The sequence below is a fragment of the Rubrivirga sp. genome, from assembly GCF_049648075.1.
In the GTDB taxonomy this organism is placed as follows: domain Bacteria; phylum Bacteroidota; class Rhodothermia; order Rhodothermales; family Rubricoccaceae; genus Rubrivirga.
In genome coordinates, this window is sequence record NZ_JBARYR010000469.1 from 1 (window position 1) to 1,675 (window position 1,675).

Genomic DNA, 1,675 nt, shown 5'->3' on the forward strand with positions numbered 1-1,675 from the left:
GGTCGGGCGCGCCGAGCTGCCCGGTGCGGCGTGGCGGCAGATCGGCTTTCTGCGTGACTGGGGCGACTCCGTCGTCGCGCTCTCCGGCTACCGACCGGTCGTCGACGTGGTTCGGCCGGATGTCCTCGAGGCCGATACGCTCGCGCTCGTCGGGTTCTCGTCGCCCCAACTCCCGCGCTCGGCGCAGTTCGAGCGCGGCGAGGTGGACGAGCCGCCACTCTTGACGTCGAGCGCGTCGGCCGTGGGGGACCGGTTGTTCGTGCTCAACCTGCGCACCGACCACGTTCGCATCGACGTCTACGGTCGCGACGGTCGTCTCGAGCGCGTCCTGTCGACGCGACCTGTGCAGGGTCCCGAGACCGCGTTCACGCTCGACCTGGCCGCCCGGCCCGGCCCGGACGGCAGCATCGACCTGGCCGTGCTGTTTACGCGCCCGCCCGGCCTGATGCGGTCGCCCGACAGCCGCATCGACTTGTACCGCTGGGCGCCGTCCTCGAGGACGACAGACGAGGGCGTCGAAGTGTAGGACGTTCCGGCCTCGAGGCCGCAGACGGAAGGGCGCGTCCTCGAGGACGGACCTCTACGGAATCCGCGCGGCCCAGACCGGCGTCTCGGCGGCTCACCTGTCACGTCTCGATGCCGACCGACCCCGCGCCCCATCCTCGACGCCGATGGCTCCGGCGCATCGGAATCGGAGTAGGCGTGCTCGCGGTCCTGGCCGTCGCGTTCGGGGTCCACATCTCGCCCGCGCTCGGCGCGGCGCCGGACGGGGAGAGGCTGGCCCGCATCGAGCAGTCGCCGAACTACCGCGACGGTCGGTTTGCGAACGCGCTCCCCACCCTCGAGGACGGCGCGTCGGTGGGGACCGTCTGGGAGTACCTGACCGGCGGAAGCGACGATCGGTCGCCGTCGTCGCCCCTCGAGGTCGTGTCGCGCACGGCCGCCGACTTCGAGACGCCGGTCCGGGACCTGCGCGTAACGTGGCTCGGGCACTCGACGCTGTTGGTCGAGATCGAGGGCGCGCGCGTCTTGGTGGATCCGGTGTGGGGCGAGCACGCGTCGCCGTCGCCGCTCCTAGGCGTCGGGCGCTTTTCCGCGTCGATCTCGCGCTGGGGGACCTGCCCGAGATCGACGCGGTCGTGATCTCGCACGACCACTACGACCACCTCGACATGCCGACGATCCGGGCGCTGGCGGGGCGTGTCCCCCGGTTTGCGGTCCCGCTCGGCGTCGGGGCGCACCTCGAGTCGTGGGGCGTCCCGGCCGCGTCCATCACCGAGCTCGACTGGTGGGACGGCCTCGAGGTCGCCGGCGTCCGGCTGGTCAGCACGCCGGCCCGCCACTTCTCGGGGCGTGGGCTCACCGACCGCGACCAGACGCTGTGGTCGGGCTGGGCCATCCTCGGCGCCGAGCGCCGCGTGTTCTACTCCGGCGACACCGCGCTCTCGCCCGACTTCCTCGAGGTCGGCCGGCGGCTCGGCCCGTTCGACATGACGTTCATCGAGTCCGGCGCCTACAACGACGCCTGGGCCGACCTCCACCTCGGGCCGGAGCAGGCGGTCGCGGCGCACCGGATGGTCCGAGGCGAGCTGATGGTGCCGGTCCACTGGGGCCTGTTCGACCTGGCGCTCCACGGGTGGACCGAGCCGGCGGAGCGGGTCCGAGCCGCGGCGGG

Annotated in this window: 2 protein-coding genes and 1 pseudogene; all 3 read left to right on the plus strand. The window is 72.8% G+C overall.

Annotated features, from left to right (window positions below):
* Window positions 1–526, plus strand: a pseudogene (locus WBA11_RS13330) (hypothetical protein); the annotation flags it as partial.
* 176 nt (window positions 527–702) lie between these two features.
* Window positions 703–1,143: an MBL fold metallo-hydrolase gene (locus tag WBA11_RS13335; protein ID WP_424521162.1), complete on the plus strand. Its 441-nt coding sequence runs from the start codon at window positions 703–705 to the stop codon at window positions 1,141–1,143.
* A partial coding sequence (locus WBA11_RS13340; RefSeq protein WP_424521163.1) for an MBL fold metallo-hydrolase occupies window positions 1,140–1,675 on the plus strand: 536 nt, incomplete at its 3' end. The genes WBA11_RS13335 and WBA11_RS13340, both read left to right, overlap by 4 nt.